Genomic DNA, 15,208 nt, shown 5'->3' on the forward strand with positions numbered 1-15,208 from the left:
AAACGGCTTCCGTGTAAGGTCAAAAATGTCAGGTTTATTAATAGGAATCTAATTTACACAAGGAATTTTACACCCTCGTATTTCGTGGTAAAAGTTTTCATAAAACGTCAGAATCAGTTCTTATTATTTTATCACATCCCCCTGTTGTCTGCGTTCCATCTGCTATAATAAGGGCAGGTTTATCTTACGGTTGCTACAGCAGGGAGAGGCATATGAATCTTTTACTGGCGGATCTTCATAAATTTGTAAACTACAGCGGCGGCATTGAGCATGTGCTGTCCCGCATGGCTTTTGCCATGGAGGAAAAGGGGTATCACCTGTCGGTGGTCATGGCGGATGAAAAGGAGGGGGCTCCCTTTTATCCCTTTCCCAAGGACTGCCATTTCTACAATCTTTTTCACATGGCCGGCATGAAGCCGGTGCATATGGGTACCCTGGGAAAGGGTCTTCGGGAAATTACCCGCCTTTTCAGCAAGTCCGGCGCCAGGGAGCGGAATTATAAAATGCTTTCCGCCGCAGCGCCCCAGCTGGAGCGGGTGCTGGCTTTGGAGAAACCGGATGTGATTATTTCCTTCCGGGAGCCTACGGGCCGTCTGCTGCTGGAGGGGCTGGATGTGAAGGTGCCCGTGGTTTCCATGCTTCATAATGACCCCGATGAAATTTTTGCCCACGCGCCGGCGAAGGAAATAAAAGCGCTGGAAAAGAGTGCCCGTATCCAGGCCCTCATGCCGTCTTTCATCCAAAAGGCGGAGAAATATCTCCATCATGACCATTTCGTCTACATTCCCAACGCCGTGTCCATTCCTGCCGTCTCCGCCCGGCCCGGGGCCAACCGCAAAATCCACACCATCACCAATGTGGGCCGTGTCACCGGCCGCACCAAAAGGCAGCATCTGCTGGTGGAGGCCTTTACCCTCCTGGCAAAGGATTTCCCGGACTGGCAGGTCTGCCTCTGGGGCGACACCTATGACAAAACCTATGTTGCCACCCTGAAGGGCATGATTAAGAAGGCCGGGCTGGAAAGCCGGGTGCTTCTCAAGGGCACCACAAAGGATATGGCTTCTGTGTGGAAGGAAACGGATATTTTCGCCTTTCCCAGCCATCATGAAGGATTCCCCCTGGCCCTTACCGAAGCCATGGGCGTAGGCATTCCGGCGGTGGGATACAGGAGCTGCCCGGCGGTGAACGAGCTGATTCATGACGGTGAGGATGGATACCTCACAGAAGACGGCGCCGCCCCCTTGGCAGAGGCCCTCCGAAAGCTCATGGAAGATGGCGATAAAAGGGCTGCCTTCGGCAAAAGGGCCAAGGAAAATATGAAGCCCTTCGCTCCGGAAGTGGTATGGGATGAATGGGACCGGCTGATATGGGAGGTTTTGGGAGAATAGGGAGACCGCTCTGCGGTCTGGGTTCAAAGGGTTCAAAGGGGAAGGTGGCCAGCCCCTGCGGGGCTGGAGGTTATGGCCGCCTGCGGCGGCGGGTTGTGTAGAAGGGTTGTGTTCGCTTTCGCTCATGGGATGCTGCCGCAGGCAGCATATATAACTCCCTTTGAACCAGCCCGCTCTGTGGGCGGAACCGGAGCCGTCCAGGGCGTGAGCCCGATGTCGGCTTGAACCCGGGCGCCGAAGGCGCCTGAACCCCCTTGCATTCGGGAATAATGTATGTATGTCTGATGTCTGCCGTCTGACAGTCTGATGTCTTCCCGCCGACCGGTATTTACCAGCGAAAGAGACACTAACGCCTTGTACCGAGATCCTTCGCTGCGCTCAGGATGACAGATGGGAGGCGGGAAGTCTGATGTCTGAATGTCTCCCTGTTTTCGGGAATACAGTCCAGCGTACAGCGGACAGCGGTAAGCGGATAGCAGATAGCAGACAATCTCAATTCTCAAACCGGTGGCAGTCCTTGCTTATAAATTGATATAATAGAATAAAACCATTTCTTTGCGATTCTCTATGGGAGGATAGTATGGAGGAAATCAGGACAGGTTCGGCGGAAAGGGTGCTGGAACGGATTCTGGAATGTGCGGTGTCAGAGGGAGCCAGTGATATTCATATGGAGCCCCAGGCGTCCATGGTGCGGGTGCGGTTCCGTGAAGACGGCGTGCTTTATGAGCGGTTCCACCTTCCCTTGCCCATGCTCCCCGGTCTTTCGGTGCGGTCCAAGGTCATCGGCCACATGAATGTGGGCGAGAGCCGGCTGCCCCAGGACGGGAGCTGCAGCACTTCATTCGACGGTGTGCCCTATGATCTCCGTATTTCTATCCTCCCCTCTTTATATGGAGAAACCATAGTCATCCGCCTCCTGTCGGGGCAGGTGGATTTCATAGAGAAGAACGAGCTGGGCATGCTCCCCATGCAGGAGGCGGTTTTCCGGAAATGCCTTGCCGGAAAAAGCGGCATGATTCTCACCGCCGGCCCCACGGGCAGCGGAAAGACGTCCACCCTTTATGCAGCCCTTAAAATGCTGAACAAAGAGGGGGTAAGCATTATTTCCGTGGAGGATCCGGTGGAGTACCGCCTGCCGGGGGTAACCCAGGTGCAGGTGAATGAAAAGGCAGGGCTTACCTTTGAGAAGGGCCTCCGTTCCATTGTGCGGCAGGATCCGGATATTGTGATGATCGGGGAAATCCGTGACCGGGAGACGGCGGAAATCGCGGTGCACGCCGCCTTGACCGGGCACCTGGTGCTTTCCACCATCCATACAAACCATGCCTCCGACGCGCCGCTTCGTCTCATGGATATGGGCATTGCCCCCTACCTTCTTTCCGCTTCTCTGTCCCTGGTCATGGCCCAGCGGCTGGCAGGCCGGCTCTGTCCCCGCTGCCGCGAGCCCCAGATCCTTACGGCAGAGGAGCAGCAGGCCCTGGGACTGTCGGAGACATATAAAGGGGCCGCGGTGTATCGAAGGAAAGGATGTAAAGCCTGCCATGAAGGTCTCAGGGGACGCACCGGCGTTTTTGAAATGATTTCCATAGGGCGTAAGGAACGGGACATCATCCACCACGGCTTTTCCGCCCACCGGTTCCGGGAATGCATGAAACGCCAGGGCCAGCCCTCCATGGGAGAAGCGGCCCTCACCCTCATGACGGAAGGTGTGATAACGCCGCAGGAAGCGTCCATGATTGCTGCAGGGGAGGATTGATTTCTATGGATATAGAAAAAATAATGACCGCCTATCCCGCCATGACGGATATCCACGTGACCGAAGGAGAAACGGTATCCATCCGCGTCTATGGCGGTTTGAAGAAATTAAAGGAAACGGCGGATAACGATTTCTTTGCTTCCCTCTTCCACGATTTTCTGGGAGCGGAAAAGGAGGAGGAATGGGAGCGCCGCGGCTCCTGCGACGGCGGAGGCACCATAGGATCCTGCCGCCTCCGTATCCACCTATACCACTCCTTCGGGCGGAAGGCGGCGGCCCTCCGCATCCTGCCCTCCCTGTCGGACCTGTCTCCAGATCCCGACAGGGAATGGATAGAAAAAACCGCCGCCCTGGAGCACGGCCTGGTGCTGGTCACCGGTCCCTCCGGCAGCGGCAAGAGCACCACCCTGGCCCGCATCCTGTCCACCATAAACAGCCGCCGGCCCTGCCACATGGTGACCCTGGAGGACCCGGTGGAGTACGTGATTCCGTCGGACAAGGCGCTGGTGCACCAGCGGGAAGTGGGCGCCGATGTGCCGGATTTTGCCTCCGGCGTGCGGGACGCCCTCCGGGAGGACCCGGACGTCATCGCCCTGGGCGAGATGCGGGACAGCGAAACCATTTCCGCTGCCCTCACCGCCGCCGAGACCGGCCACCTGGTGCTGGGCACCCTCCACACCACCCGGGCCGCCGACTCCATCGGCCGCATCATCCACGCCTTCCCTGCCGACAGGCAGGAGGAAATCCGGAGCCTCCTCTCCGCCACCCTCCGCTCCGTCTCCTCCCAGCGCCTCTACCGCACCGGAAAAGACACCTTCCTCCTCCGTGAAATCCTCACCAACATCCCCGCCACCGCCCACCTCATCCGGGAAGGCAAGGAAGCCCAGATTCCTTCCTACATGGAAATGGGACTTCACCAGATGAGAACCATGAAACAGGCCGCCTACGGGCTGAAGGGCCTGTCGGAGCGGGAACGGGACAAGATGATGAGGATACTGGAATTGTAGATGACACGCCTTCGGAGTGAAGGTTGACGGCCCTGGCGGGCCGAAGGTTCTTAAGGTTCTAAAGTTTGACAGCGGCTTTGCCGCTGAGGGGTGTGGTGGCGGCTGTGGGGCCACTGCGTGGCCCGGGTTCAAAGGGTTCAGAAGGTTCAAAGGGTGCAAAGGGTGCGGTATCGCCCTTCGGGCGATAAATTTTATAATCAGCGTTACGTGCTTACCTTCCCGCCCTACGCGTCATTCTGATCCCGGGCGAATCCTGGTACATGTAGATAGTGACACTTACTAGTCCACTAGTTCACTAGCTCACTAGTCCACTAAAGAATCCCGGTCACTCTAAGCGGCGCGAAGAATCTCGGTACGCAGAGCATTTGAGACAATCAGCATTACATAGCGGATGGCAGGCAGCAAAAGGACAAGGAGCAAGCCATGAAGGAATTTATCTTTAAAGCCTACAGCGACGACGGCTCTGTCATAGAGGACAGTGTGCAGGCGGAGTCGCAGCGGGAGGCGGCGGCGGAAATTTTTGCACGGGAGCTCCATCTCATTCATCTGGAGGAAAAGAAGGAGCCCGCCTCCCTTTTTTCATGGAGCCGTCCCTTCAGCTCCCGGCAGAAGCTCGCTCTTTTTGCGGAAGAGTGGGCATCCCTCCTTGATGCGGGGCTCACCATGACCGATTCCATTTCCCTTCTGGAAAAGCAGATGGATAAAAAAGAAAGGGCCCTCCTTTCTTCCATCAGAAAAACCATTTCCACCGGCCACGGCGTAGGCGAGAGTTTTGAAAGGGCCCGCTGCTTTCCGCCCTTCTTCCTCTCCCTCCTGTCGGTGGGAGAGCTGTCGGGCACCCTGCCGGAGGAGCTGCACCGTCTCTCCCGGTACTACCTGAAGGAAGACCATTTCATCAAATCCATTGAAGGCGCCCTGGCCTATCCCCTCTTCGTTACCTTCTTTGCCCTCTGTCTCTTCATCGTTATCCTGACCTTCATCCTCCCCTCCTTCGCCCTCCTCTTTGACTCCCTTTCCATCCCCTTCCCGCCGGCCGCGTCCCTGGCCCTGTCCCTGGGGCTCTGGCTGAAGAACTATGGGCTCTATCTGGCGGGAGCTCTCCTTTTTTCCATCACAGGGGCCATCCTTTTCTTTTATTCAAAACAGGGCAGGGAAATGGGCCACAGCCTGCTGTACCGTTCCCGTTTCTACCGGCGCCTCCTTCTGGTCCGTTTCTGCGCCGCCCTCTCCGCCCTCCTGGAAAGCGGCCGCACCCTTTCCGAATCCCTCCGGGACTCCCGGGATGTGCTGGGAAATCGGGATGCCCAAAGGGCCCTCTCCTTTGTGGCGGACCATCTGGAAAGGGGAGAGGATTTCCCTGATGTCCTGGAGAGAAGCGGCTTCTCCCTCCCCCTGGTGCACCACCTCTGCCGGGTGGGCATGGAAAGCGGCGAACTCCCCCGCTTCCTCAGGCAGGCAGAGGGAATACTCACCCACGAGACGGAACGTAAAATCCGCCGCTTCCGGGCCATCCTGGAGCCCTCCCTTCTCCTCTTCACCGGCGCCGTCACCGCCCTCATGGTCTTCTCCGTCATGCTCCCCGTCTTCCAGGCAGCAGGGGCCCATATGGGATGAGACACAGCGCTGCCGCGCTGTGAAGGTTCAGAGGGTTCAAAGGGTTCAAAGGGTTCAAAAGGTTCAAAGGGGAAGGTGGCCAGCCCCTGCGGGGCTGGAGGTTATGGCCGCCTGCGGCGGCGGGTTGTGTAGAAAAGGGCGACGGCCCTTTGGGCCAAGGGTTGTGGTATCGCCATTGGACACGCCTGCGGCGTGAGGGTTCAGAGGGTTCAGAAGGTTCAAAGGGTTCAGAGGGGAAGGTATCGCCCTTCGGGTGCACAGCGAACATGATTGGCAGGAGCAAAGCGACGCACCAATCATAGTGAGTCGTTTCCCCTTTAGGGGCGATGAGTTTTATAATTCCGCTCCTCGGAATGGAAAACCATACAACCGAGCTTCGCCCGCAGGGCGGTTCCCCGGTTTTATCATCATGGCGCCTTTCATTTTTAAAGGCGTCCACCACCGCTGCCGACAGGCAGCGTATATACTTGCGGCGGAGCCGCCACCACAACCCTCAGCCCTGAAAGGGCTGTCAAACCTTAGAACCTTCGGGGCGAAAGCCCCGTCAATCTTAAGAACCCTTTTATCCTCTGAACCCCCCCGTACGAGAATCCGGCATAACGGCACAGGGCCCGCGGCAAGCGGTCAGCCGACAGCCGATAGCGGCCCCACCAGCTCACCAGCTCACCAGCCCACCAGCCCACTAGCCCACCAGCCCACTAGCTCACTAGCCCACTAGCTCACCAGCTCACCAGCTCACCAGCTCACCAGCCCACCAGCCCACTAGCCCACTAGCCCACTAGCCCACTAGCCCACTAGTACACTAGCCCACTAGCCCACCAGCCCACCAGCCCACTAGCCCACTAGCCCACTAGCCCACTAGTACACTATATTAAGAGGTATTCATGTACAAACAATCTGTTATTTTTGATATGGACGGCACCCTTTTCGACACGGAAAGTATTTTCCAGCAGGAATGGAACCGTCTGGCCCGGGAAAGGGGTCTTTCCCTTCCTTCTTCTTTTAAATATGAAATATGCGGCACCAGCGGAGATGCCATGAACCGCATCATTGAGAAATACTACCACGTCAAGGACGGCGCTCCCATCCAGCGGCTCTGCAAAGAGCGGGTTTCCCGGCTTCTGGCAGAGCGGGTGCCGGAGAAACCGGGCTGCCGGGATATGATTTCTTTTTTCCGTGAAAAGGGCTTTGGCCTTGCCATCGGAAGCAGCAGTCCCACCGGCCAGATCCGGGCAAATCTTTCCGTCACCGGCCTCCTTTCCTCTTTTGATGCCATTGCCAGCGGTGATGAGGTGAGCCGGGGAAAGCCGGCGCCGGACATTTTCATTCTGGCTGCAGAGAAACTGGGGACACCGCCTAAGGACTGCTTTGTCTTTGAAGACAGCCCCAACGGCATCCTGGCAGCCAGAGCGGCAGGCATGAAACCGGTGATGGTGCCGGACCTTATGCCCGTCACAGAGGAAATCAGACAGAAGTGCTTCGCCGTCTTTGACTCCCTCACCGAAGCCTGCCAATTTTTTAAAAAGAATATATCTTAATCCCGCACTGAGTGGTTTGGGTACATTATTTCTGCCTACATCCCATTTTATATGGATATATTCATTTACATCGTAAACATATATGTTTACATAATAAACCATTTTGATTATAATTGAGATGGATGAATCAGATGATGATTTTTTAGAAAGGCAGTGATTTTCATGGCTACCACCCCAACACAAATCCGGATTGATTCCGATATCAAACAGCAGGCTTCCGCATTATTCAGCAGTCTGGGTCTGGATATGTCCAGTGCAGTGAATTTATTCCTTCATCAGTGTGTCCTCCGCGGCGGCATTCCGTTTTCCGTCGAGCTTCCCTCTTACAACCGGCAGACTTTAGCTGCCATGGATGAAGCAAGGCGGATTTCCCATGACCCTTCGATCAAAGGGTATACCTCCATGGAAGAGTTGAAGAAAGCACTGGATGATTAAGATATGTACATTGTAAAGTTCACTTCATCCTATAAACGGGATTAGGGAAGCACTGATTAAATCGTTATCGGATTTCATTCTTGTATTTTTATTCAATGCAAGGAATCAGTCAACGAGAATAGCGAGCTATTTAAGGAGACTGATGACGCCGCATTGGATAAAAATACATATGAAATTCGATTCTGCGAATTAATCAGCGCTTCCCTATAAACGCATGAAAAAAAGAGGTATGGATATATCTCTTTTGGACGCGGTAGTAGATATGCTGCGGCAGGGCATTCCTTTGGATTCCCATTTCCACGACCACCCTTTAAGTGGAAACTTTCAGGGTTTCCGTGAATGTCATGTGAAGCCGGACTGGCTGCTTGTGTATATGATTGAAAACGATGTGCTCACACTGACTCTTGTCGCAACAGGATCCCATGCCGATCTTTTTAATATGTAATCGTTACCTTTATAGTAAAATACTGCTCCATTTCCTCCGTTCCGTGCTATACTTGTCATTTGCGCCTCAGGCGCAAATATGACATAAGAAGGTATTCCATGCACGGTTTATATATATGGTTTAAGAAATATGAGCTCTATATCCTGCCTCTCCTTATCGTACTGGCAGTGCTCTGCATTTTTCATTTCCACTCCCCTTCTCCCGTATCAGGCAAAGTAGAGCGGGAGAAGGTGCTGCCGTTGAAGGAAGGGGACACCATCGGCGTGCTGGCGCCGGCGGCCCATGGCGGCATGACCGATTACAACCGGTCCATTGAGCTTTTGGAGGCCCTGGGCTATAAGGTGAAGCTGGCGCCGTCTGTCACCGATGACTACGGCTACCTGGCCGGAAGCGACGAGGACCGGGCGAAGGATTTGAACGATTTCTTCAAGGACGATTCGGTGAAGGCCATCGTCTGCCTCCGCGGCGGCTACGGATCTGCCCGGCTCTTGGATAAGCTGGACTATCAAATGATTGCCCGCCACCCGAAAATGCTCATCGGCTTTTCCGACATCACCGCCCTTCATGCAGCCATCGGCCAAAGGAGCGGCATTGTCACCATCCATGGCCCCATGATGTCCACCTTCAAAGGCGATAACTACACCGCCTTTACCCTTTACAATTTCGAAAACGGTCTCTCCGGCAGTCTGCCGAAGGGTGAAATCCGGCTGCCCGCCGGAAAATCGCTGAAGGCCCTTTCCCCGGGCGATGCCACGGGTTTGGTAGAAGGAGGAAATCTGACGGTCATTTCTTCCCTCTGCGGCACCCCCTATGAGCTGAAGGGAGACGGCGCCATCCTGCTTCTGGAGGACACCGGCGAAGACCCCTACCGGGTGGACCGCATGATGGAACAGCTCTACCAGAACGGCCTCCTCTCCCGGGTCAGCGCCATTGCCTACGGCGACTTCTACGGCGCCTCCCCGGTGGGTGAAGAATTCTCCATCCACGACGTCCTTGCCCACTACGCCAAACTCTCCGGCAAACCGGTAATTGAAGGCGTCCCGGTGGGCCACGGCCCGGACAACCTCTTCCTTCCCCTGGGCGTCAAAGCCACCATCCACGCCGGAGAAGACGGCAGCGCCTCCTTCAGCTATGATGAATCCTATTTGAAATAAAAGGGCCGCTGCGCGGCCCGGGTTCAGAGGGTTCATAAGGTTCAGAGGGTTCAGAGGGGAAGGTTGACGGGCCCAAAGGGCCCTAAGGTTCTTAAGGTTCTAAGGTTTGACAGCCCCTACGGGTCTGAGGGTTGTGGTATCGCCCTGCGGGCGATAGTTTTATAATTCCGCTCCGCGGAATGGAAAACCGTACAACCGGGCTTCACCCGATGGAAATGCACCCCTTTGGGTGCTGCGCACCACTTCTCCTAAAGGGGGAAGTTTGCTCTCCGCTCAGCTTTAGACCTCATAAGCACCTCAATGCATAGCACCGCTAAGAGTTCCCCCTCCGGGGTGGCAAAGGAACTGGATTCGTAGGGAGTCGTAGACGACTGAGAATCCAGTGACATGCTTCCCTTTAGGAGAAAGGTGGTACCGAAGGTACCAAAAGGGGTGCATTTCCTTCGCGCCATAGGCGCGGTCGTATGGTTTTTCCTCTGTTACTGCCCAATATGCAAATTATCTCCCCCGCCCAGCACCAAAGGAGACCCGCTGCCGCAGGCAGCATATATAGCTCCCCTTTGAACAGGATGACGGGTGGGAAGTCTGACGTCTGACGTCTGACGTCTGATGTCTGACCGTCTGCCATCTATCTTCTATCGTCTAATTTCTATCTTCTACCATCTATCGCCTAATTTCTATCACCTATTCATTCCCCAAAGGAGACCACCATGAACCAGGAACAGACCATGAACCTGCCCATTCGATATGTCAGCATCACCACGGTGCCCAAGGAATATACGCCCCATCCTGTGCTTCCGGAAAACCGGGAAGTGGACATGGGCGCCCTGCTCTCAGCCATGGCTTCCGCTAAATCCCAGGTGTCTTCCCTGTCCCCCTACCTCTTCGTTCTCTTTGAAACAGAAAAAGGCGGCGCCTTCTGGCAGTATCTGGACATGGCAGGAGAACTCTCCCGCATCCACTTCACCAGCACCGCCAGCTACGTCAACGCCACCAAAGTCACTTTTCCAAACGGCGCCTACATGTACCGCATCAACCAGGTTTTCCTCAGGCGCCAATAGTTGCCTATCCGGCATGGCACCATGGTGTTTCTTACCGACAGGAAACTATTTGCGAATAGTTTCCCACTCGACATGGCACCATGGTGTTTCACACCGATAGGAAACGGTTTGCGAATGGTTTCCCACTCGACATGACGCCTTTGTGTTTCATTCCGACAGGAAACTGTTCGCGCATAGTTTCCTGTCCGACTTGGCTCCATTGTGTTTCACACCGACAGGAAACTTTTCGCCGGGAGATTTCTCGACTCCGCTTCGCTGCGCTCGAAATGACAGGAGCGGCGGGGCGCCATTGCGCTTCTTACCGACGGGAAACTGTTTGCGAATGGTTTCCTATCCGACATGATACCTTTGTGTTTCATTCCGACAGGAAACTGCTTGCGAATAGTTTCCCACTCGACATGACGCCTTTGTGTTTCATTCCGACAGGAAACCGTTTGCGAATGGTTTCCCACTCGACATGACGCCTTTGTGTTTCATTCCGACAGGAAACGGTTTGCGAATGGTTTCCTATCCGACATGACGCCTTTGTGTTTCATAACGACAGGAAACTGCTTGCGAATGGTTTTCCACTCGACTTGGCTCCATTGTGCTTCATGCCGACAGGAAACTATTTGCAAATAGTTTCCCACTCGACATGGCACCTTTGTGTTTCATGCCGACAGGAAACGGTTTGCGAATGGTTTCCCACTCGATATGACGCCTTTGTGTTTCATAACGACAGGAAACTGCTTGCGAATGGTTTCCCACTCGACATGGTTCCATGGTGTATCACCGCGACAGGAAACTCCTCGCGAATGGTTTCCTATCCGGCATGGCACCATGGTGTTTCTTACCGACAGGAAACTGTTCGCGAATGGTTTCCCACTCGGCGTGGAACCATGGTGTTTCTCACCGACAGGAAACTGCTTGCGAATGGTTTCCCACTCGACATGGCACCACTGCGTTTCTTACCGACAGGAAACTACTTGCAAATGGTTTCCCACTCGACATGGCACCATGGTGTATCACCGCGACAGAAAACTCTTTTCATCCAGTTTCACCACGTCCACCACCGGTTCTTCGTAGGGGTGGGCTTTTTTAATGGCGGAAATCACTTCGTCCACCTGGGCTTCATCCACCCGGCACTGGAGGATGTACTCTTCGGCCTCCGTCCTTTCGCCGGCCTTGCCGTTATAGGGGTGGGCGCCGTCCATGGTGATCCAGGAGGAGCGTACTTTCCACCAGGACATGCAGCCTTCGTAATTTCCGATTTTCCCGCCGCCCGCCTTTTCGATGGCCTTCCTGATTTTACGCAGGGCTTCGGGAGGGAGATAGACTTGGATTTTGTACATGATGACCTCCTTTGGGGCCGCCTGGCGGCCCGGGCTGACACGCCTTCGGCGTGAGGGTTCAGAGGGTTCAAAAGGTTCAGAGGGGGCGCCCAAAGGGCGCGAAGGGGCGCGGCTGGCGCCGCAGGTTGTGTAGAAGGGTTGTGAGGAGAAAGGTTCTTAAGATTGACCGGCCCTATGGGCCGGAGGGTTCTTAGGTTTGACAGCCACTTCGTGGCTGAGGGTTGTGGTATCGCCGCTTCGCGGCGATGAGTATAGCCGCCTGTCGGCGGCATATAAAACTCCCTCTGAACCGGCCCGCTCTGCGGGCAGAACCCGTCGTTCGGCGCGTCAGCGCACGAACGATAGAAACTTAGCGCCGCAGGCGCTTGAACCCTCTTCCTTTTGGGAATACGGCTTTCCTCCACCCATGACTCCAGCCCCCTTACAGTGTTACCGTTCTCGTGAGATTTTCCATCCACTCTCCTTTTTTGTGGTCGAAGGTTTTAATCACGATTTTATCCTTATAGAGGTAGATGGAGTTGGACCACACCTGTTTTCCGTCCCAGGTGGGATTGTATACATCAAGAATTTTTCCGTGGTAGTAGTTCACTTCATTGGCAAAGGTGGGCTGGGTGGGCGGCGTATGGGTATGGCCGGACACCCACAGTTTCACCTGGGGACTGGTGAGGAGGATGAGATCTATGTCCCCGGCGGGCTGGGCGAAGTTCCGGGGATTTCCTATTTTGTCGTTGTAGGGAATCATGGTGTCCGACAGCGGCGCATGGTAGAAAATGAGGGTGGGGGTCTGGCTGTTTTCTTTCAGTGTCTTCCTCAGCCATTCCATTTCTTCTTTAGACATGGCCACAGGAAATTTACCTTCCGTATCTTCGGGGGAGAGGAAAATGAGGAGGTACTGCCCCAGCTTCTTTGTGCTGTGGAGGGGCCCGAAGACCTTTTCATAATTTTCCTCATGGGCCTTCCGAAGGTCCGGGTCCGCCATCACGGGTTTGCCGTTTTTCAGTTCTTCTTTGTAGAAGAGCTCATGATTTCCGGCCAGGTACGCTTTATCCCCGGTAAAGCCGTCGATAAACTGTTTTGCCTCTTCCATCTGCTTCATGGAGCCGTACATTTCCACCATGTCACCGGTGAACACCTTGAGGTCCACATCGGACCAGCCGTTGATTTCATCCCGGGCCTTCACCTTATTGTCAATGATGGCCTGCCTTTTCGCAGCATCCACGGTTTTAGACGGGTAATGGAGGTCGGAAATCACAACGATTCTTTCATACTCCTTCTCCGAGGGAGAAGACTGCTGCCCGCAGCCCGCAAAGGCCAGGCAGGAAAAAACAAGGAAGAAACAGAGAATGGAACGGAACATGGATAGGTCCTTTCTATAAAAGCGGCGAAGCCGCGGGTTCAAAGGGTTCAGAGGGTTCACAAGGTTCAAAGGGTGGTGGTATCACCATTGGACACGCCTGCGGCGTGAGGGTTCAGAGGGTTCACAAGGTTCAGAAGGTTCAAAGGGTGGTGGTATCGCCCTGGCGGGCGATGAGTTTTGTATGCCGCCAGAGGCGGCAGCGCTGCCAGAGGCAGCGAAAACCATACAACCGGGCTTCGCCCGATGGAAATGCACCCCTTTGGGTGCTGCGCACCACTTCCCCCGGAGGGGGAAGTTCGCTCTCCGCTCAGCTTTAGGCCTCATAAGCACCTCGATGCATAGCACCGCTAAGAGTTCCCCCTCCGGGGGAAAGGTGGTACCGAAGGTACCAAAAGGGGTGCATTTCCTTCGCGCCATAGGCGCGGTAGTATGGTTTTTCCTCTGTTACTGCCCGATATGCAAATTATCTCCCCCGCCCAGCACCAAAAGGGGCCCGCTGCCGCAGGCAGCATTCATAACTCCCTCTGAACCAGCCCGCCCTGCGGGCGGAACCCATCGTTCGGCGCGAAGCGCACGGACGATAGAACCCGGGCGCCGCAGGCGCCTGAACCCTCTTGCTTTCGGGAATACCGCCCCCGCCGTGAGTGTCTCTTACAATCCGAATATTTTCTTAAACCCCTTCAGCAGGGGATTCTTTGTCTGTTCATTCCACCGGGAATCGATGAAATCTTCGGGTCTTCTGAAGCCTATGCCGTAGGCGAAGTACATGGCGTGGCTCACTGTATTGATGTAAGCCGCCGTTTCCTGGAGGAGGAAGTTCCGGTCCCGTTCGGAAAGGGTGAAATGGTCGGCCCGACAGAATTCGTCCAGAAGGCCGTTGATGCGGTCGGCAAAACGGTCGTCGTCCATACGGTCAGCGATGAAGGTGGTGAAATTGGGATAGTAGCGGTAGTAGTGTTCCTTCTTTTTCGGGTCAAAAACAGCCCACTGCCGCATGAACATATTGATTTTAAGATAGAGCCGCTGGTTCAGGATGAAATCATCGGCCTCCATGAAATGGATGGCCTTGGCGGTGCGGATGAGCCTCTTCACCGGCCGGCTTTTCATGATGCCCTTGTAAATGGAGTCCCGAAGCTTCCTGTCCTGGTACATGTAGGACCCGAAGAAAGAAAGCACCATGGACCGGAACACGATGTAATGATAAAAGAAACGGGTGCCCTCGGGGGTCAGGTTCTTCTTTGCCATGTAAGGCGTCACCTCCGCCAGAGGCATGAGGATCTGTGCGCTTTCCGTCACCAGCCCCCCCTCTTCCATGCCCAGATTCTCGCAGATGCACTGGAGCAGGAGGAAAGGCAGTTTCACCGCAGACGTATCATGGAAATCGGGGTGGCAGAAGGAAAGGGCATCCATGAAAGAAGCGCTCTCCTCCTTCACCTTGTCCATGTATCCCTTCGTTTCCCGGGAAAGATACTCCGTCAGCGGCGCCAGGGACGCCCCGGTTTCCCTGGAAAGATAAGTCACCAGCGGAATCACCGCGCCCCCCTCCATGACAAAGGGCGGCTTAAAGGGAAGGAGCGCCCGGCGCACATTGTCAAATTCATTGCTGAAGGACCGGGTAATATCGAAATCCAGACTGTCCTTCACCGTTTCTGCCAGGAAATCAGAACGCCGGCTGTCCCATTTCACCATGAGCGAAGCCAGCTCCAGCCGGAAATGAACATACTTCCTGATGATGCTGTTCCTTACCTTCCTGTCCCCCGCAGAGGGGAGCCCCTCCTTCTGCAGCATGGCAGCCACCGCCCGGTCCACGGTCATACCGGGAAAGACAAAACTTTCACAGGCCAGGGGGTAAAACCGGCAGTTCATGTGGGAAAGCAGGAGGCGGATTATCTTTTTCTTCTCCTCGGCCATCTGTTCATCATGCATGAAGGACACCTTCTCTCAGGAAAACGAAAAGGGAATTTTTCTTTATTATACACCAGCGCCCAAAGGGTTCAAAAGGGTCATGGACACGCCTGCGGCGTGAGGGTTCAAAGGGTTCAGAAGGTGTGCGCCAGTTCGGCGTGTATAGTATAGTCCGGTGAAAGCCCGGGCCCGGCAAAGCCTAGCAAGCAGCCGGTAC

Annotated in this window: 12 protein-coding genes; 9 read left to right on the top strand and 3 right to left on the bottom strand. The window is 55.0% G+C overall.

Annotated features, from left to right (window positions below; genetic code table 11):
* The first annotated feature begins 212 nt into the window (after positions 1-212).
* The 9 genes from QZQ29_RS05835 to QZQ29_RS05875 all read left to right on the top strand — a co-directional run bounded on the left by QZQ29_RS05835 (position 213) and on the right by QZQ29_RS05875 (position 10,398).
* On the top strand, positions 213-1,388 hold the full coding sequence (locus QZQ29_RS05835; RefSeq protein WP_296961006.1) for a glycosyltransferase: 1,176 nt from the start codon (positions 213-215) through the stop codon (positions 1,386-1,388).
* Between the two features lie 580 nt (positions 1,389-1,968).
* Complete coding sequence (locus QZQ29_RS05840; protein WP_296961009.1) at positions 1,969-3,144, top strand: GspE/PulE family protein; 1,176 nt, start codon at positions 1,969-1,971, stop codon at positions 3,142-3,144.
* 5 nt (positions 3,145-3,149) lie between these two features.
* Positions 3,150-4,151 (top strand): ATPase, T2SS/T4P/T4SS family, encoded by a 1,002-nt coding sequence (locus QZQ29_RS05845; protein WP_296961012.1) that lies wholly within the window; start codon positions 3,150-3,152, stop codon positions 4,149-4,151.
* Positions 4,152-4,574: 423 nt separating this feature from the next.
* A complete protein-coding gene (locus QZQ29_RS05850; protein ID WP_296961015.1) occupies positions 4,575-5,765 on the top strand; it encodes a type II secretion system F family protein in 1,191 nt (396 codons plus the stop codon).
* Positions 5,766-6,649: 884 nt separating this feature from the next.
* Entirely contained in the window at positions 6,650-7,303 is a 654-nt protein-coding gene (locus QZQ29_RS05855) for an HAD family phosphatase (protein ID WP_296961018.1), read from the top strand.
* 162 nt (positions 7,304-7,465) lie between these two features.
* The gene (locus tag QZQ29_RS05860; protein WP_296961021.1) at positions 7,466-7,738 is read left to right on the top strand and encodes a type II toxin-antitoxin system RelB/DinJ family antitoxin; all 273 of its coding nucleotides are present in this window, start codon (positions 7,466-7,468) and stop codon (positions 7,736-7,738) included.
* 214 nt (positions 7,739-7,952) lie between these two features.
* Complete coding sequence (locus QZQ29_RS05865) at positions 7,953-8,183, top strand: type II toxin-antitoxin system YafQ family toxin (RefSeq protein WP_296961023.1); 231 nt, start codon at positions 7,953-7,955, stop codon at positions 8,181-8,183.
* 98 nt (positions 8,184-8,281) lie between these two features.
* On the top strand, positions 8,282-9,337 hold the full coding sequence (locus tag QZQ29_RS05870) for an LD-carboxypeptidase (RefSeq protein ID WP_296961025.1): 1,056 nt from the start codon (positions 8,282-8,284) through the stop codon (positions 9,335-9,337).
* A gap of 710 nt (positions 9,338-10,047) precedes the next feature.
* Positions 10,048-10,398: a hypothetical protein gene (locus tag QZQ29_RS05875; protein ID WP_296961028.1), complete on the top strand. Its 351-nt coding sequence runs from the start codon at positions 10,048-10,050 to the stop codon at positions 10,396-10,398.
* Positions 10,399-11,402: 1,004 nt separating this feature from the next.
* Here the strand turns inward: QZQ29_RS05875 and cutA are convergent.
* The 3 genes from cutA to QZQ29_RS05890 form a co-directional block, all read right to left on the bottom strand.
* A complete protein-coding gene (cutA, locus tag QZQ29_RS05880; protein ID WP_296961030.1) occupies positions 11,403-11,729 on the bottom strand; it encodes a divalent cation tolerance protein CutA in 327 nt (108 codons plus the stop codon).
* 421 nt (positions 11,730-12,150) lie between these two features.
* A complete protein-coding gene (locus QZQ29_RS05885) occupies positions 12,151-13,086 on the bottom strand; it encodes a metallophosphoesterase (RefSeq protein ID WP_296961033.1) in 936 nt (311 codons plus the stop codon).
* 651 nt (positions 13,087-13,737) lie between these two features.
* Positions 13,738-15,012: a hypothetical protein gene (locus QZQ29_RS05890; protein WP_296961035.1), complete on the bottom strand. Its 1,275-nt coding sequence runs from the start codon at positions 15,010-15,012 to the stop codon at positions 13,738-13,740.
* Between the last annotated feature and the right edge of the window lie 196 nt (positions 15,013-15,208).

Origin of the sequence: uncultured Dialister sp. (assembly GCF_900538805.1) — a bacterium.
In the GTDB taxonomy this organism is placed as follows: domain Bacteria; phylum Bacillota; class Negativicutes; order Veillonellales; family Dialisteraceae; genus Dialister.

Excerpts from the sequence above, each read along its gene's own strand:
- QZQ29_RS05835 (WP_296961006.1), top strand. The coding sequence starts at position 213 with ATGAATCTTTTACTGGCGGATCTTCATAAATTTGTAAACTACAGCGGC.
- QZQ29_RS05840 (WP_296961009.1), top strand. The coding sequence starts at position 1,969 with ATGGAGGAAATCAGGACAGGTTCGGCGGAAAGGGTGCTGGAACGGATT.
- QZQ29_RS05845 (WP_296961012.1), top strand. The coding sequence starts at position 3,150 with ATGGATATAGAAAAAATAATGACCGCCTATCCCGCCATGACGGATATC.
- QZQ29_RS05850 (WP_296961015.1), top strand. The coding sequence starts at position 4,575 with ATGAAGGAATTTATCTTTAAAGCCTACAGCGACGACGGCTCTGTCATA.
- QZQ29_RS05855 (WP_296961018.1), top strand. The coding sequence starts at position 6,650 with ATGTACAAACAATCTGTTATTTTTGATATGGACGGCACCCTTTTCGAC.
- QZQ29_RS05860 (WP_296961021.1), top strand. The coding sequence starts at position 7,466 with ATGGCTACCACCCCAACACAAATCCGGATTGATTCCGATATCAAACAG.
- QZQ29_RS05865 (WP_296961023.1), top strand. The coding sequence starts at position 7,953 with ATGAAAAAAAGAGGTATGGATATATCTCTTTTGGACGCGGTAGTAGAT.
- QZQ29_RS05870 (WP_296961025.1), top strand. The coding sequence starts at position 8,282 with ATGCACGGTTTATATATATGGTTTAAGAAATATGAGCTCTATATCCTG.
- QZQ29_RS05875 (WP_296961028.1), top strand. The coding sequence starts at position 10,048 with ATGAACCAGGAACAGACCATGAACCTGCCCATTCGATATGTCAGCATC.
- cutA (WP_296961030.1), bottom strand. The coding sequence starts at position 11,729 with ATGTACAAAATCCAAGTCTATCTCCCTCCCGAAGCCCTGCGTAAAATC.
- QZQ29_RS05885 (WP_296961033.1), bottom strand. The coding sequence starts at position 13,086 with ATGTTCCGTTCCATTCTCTGTTTCTTCCTTGTTTTTTCCTGCCTGGCC.
- QZQ29_RS05890 (WP_296961035.1), bottom strand. The coding sequence starts at position 15,012 with ATGCATGATGAACAGATGGCCGAGGAGAAGAAAAAGATAATCCGCCTC.